Source organism: Kitasatospora sp. NPDC059088 (genome assembly GCF_042738155.1).
Lineage (GTDB): Bacteria > Actinomycetota > Actinomycetes > Streptomycetales > Streptomycetaceae > Kitasatospora.
Genome location: NZ_JBHYGR010000299.1, coordinates 1 through 1,717 on the forward strand (window position 1 = coordinate 1; position 1,717 = coordinate 1,717).

At 74.3% G+C, this 1,717-nt stretch carries 2 protein-coding genes; one reads left to right on the forward strand and one right to left on the reverse strand.

From position 1 onward, the window contains the following. Positions 1–159 precede the first annotated feature (159 nt). Entirely contained in the window at positions 160–1,023 is an 864-nt protein-coding gene (locus ACFWXO_RS45475) for a GNAT family N-acetyltransferase (RefSeq protein ID WP_380533154.1), read from the reverse strand. A 244-nt stretch (positions 1,024–1,267) separates the two neighbouring features. Here ACFWXO_RS45475 and ACFWXO_RS45480 point away from each other — a divergent pair, with 244 nt between their 5' ends. Beyond that, positions 1,268–1,621 carry an iron-sulfur cluster assembly accessory protein gene (locus tag ACFWXO_RS45480; RefSeq protein ID WP_375892557.1) on the forward strand — a complete coding sequence of 118 codons (354 nt, stop codon included), beginning with the start codon at positions 1,268–1,270 and terminating at the stop codon, positions 1,619–1,621. Positions 1,622–1,717 lie beyond the last annotated feature (96 nt).

Below are 1,717 nucleotides of genomic sequence, written 5' to 3' on the forward strand. Positions count from 1 at the left end.
GGGGAGACGGTCGCCCGCTTCGCCTTCCTTCACCCGGGACCAAACATGGAGATGGTCCGTGAGATCATGGACACCATGGCCTGAGCGGGGCCCCGTCCTCCCTATCGACCGTCCGGCCCCACCGGCCCGCCCGGTGGGGCCGTACGCGTCCCCGCCGGGCTACAGGAAGGCCCCGCTGGGCAGGTACGGCGTCGGCGGCCGCATCCCGCGCACCCCGACGAAGCCGCCGGTCTCCGGCGTCAGCCCGACCTCCAGCCCGACGTCCAGCGCCCACTCCTGCTCGGCGGTCAGGTACTCCACCCGGGCCTCGGTCCCGTCCGGCACCCGGGCCAGCGCCTCGCGCAGCAGCCGGGCCGCGATCCGCTTGCTGGTGGCCGCCAGCAGCCGCACCGTGCCGCCGTCCCGGTAGCAGTAGCCGCTGCCGGCCAGTGCGTCGGCGACCAGCAGCTCCTCGAAGTGGCCGAGCATCAGCTCGTGGTCCGGGCCGTGCGCGGACCCGCGCAGCCGCCGGTCCACCGAGTCCAGCAGGTGCAGGTGGGTGGTGTTGCCGCGGTGCACCGGGATGTCGCCGGGGTCGATCAGCCCGTCCCGGTCCACCCGCCCGGTCAGCCGCATCGCCGGGTGCAGGGTGAAGCCGGCCAGCCGGTAGCGGCGGGCCGCCGCGGGGGAGTCGGAGGCGCAGACCATCCCGCGCAGGCAGCCCCGGGCGTGCGCCAGGGCCCGTTCGAACAGCAGCCGCCCGACCCCCTGGTCCCGGGCGGACGGCCGGACGGCGAACAGCGAGGGCATCCACAGGCCCTCGCGGCGCATCGACAGCACCACCCCGACCGCCTGCCCGCCGCTCTCCGCCAGCCAGCAGCCGCCGGGGTCGGTGCGCGCCAGGTGTCTGGTCCGGGCGAGCTGCAGCGGCGTCGGTCGCGGTGGCCGGGCGGGGTCGTCGGACGGTCCGGCGAACGCGGCGAGGGACACCTCCTGGACGACCTCCGCGTCCGCTGCGGTGTCCCTGACCTGGCGAAGGATCATGCCGCCATCCTGGCGTCCGACGGGCGGCCGTGGGGCCCGTTCGCCCGGATCCGTGACGCGGGCGGTGCCCGCTCCGCCCCGGTTGTGCGAGCATGGGGAGCGTAGAGGCCCGGGTGACGCGCCCGGCCCACGGAGAACCAGCCGTCGAACAGGCCGTAGAAATCCCCCTCCGTCCGGGAAATGAATCCGGGCGGTCGGTGGTTGGCACTGGCGGCAGACCGTCGTCAAGACCGGGAGAAAGCAGATGACCGTCCAGGACGAGACCACCGTCGAGAGTGGCATCCTCCTCACCGATGCCGCCGCGGCCAAGGTCAAGGCCCTGCTGGAGCAGGAAGGCCGCGAGGACCTCGCGCTGCGCGTCGCCGTCCAGCCCGGTGGCTGCTCCGGCCTGCGTTACCAGCTGTTCTTCGACGAGCGCTCGCTCGACGGCGACGTGCTCAAGGACTTCGGTGGCGTCAAGGTCGTCACCGACCGCATGAGCGCCCCGTACCTGGGTGGCGCCACCGTCGACTTCGTCGACACCATCGAGAAGCAGGGCTTCACGATCGACAACCCGAACGCCACCGGCTCCTGCGCCTGCGGCGACTCGTTCAGCTAAGCCTGACAGCGGGTCTCGAACGCGGAAGGGGGGGCGCGGGGGGGCCCCCCGGGCGCCGGCCCCGGGGCACCGAGGCGCGGCCCCGGCGCCGGCGCG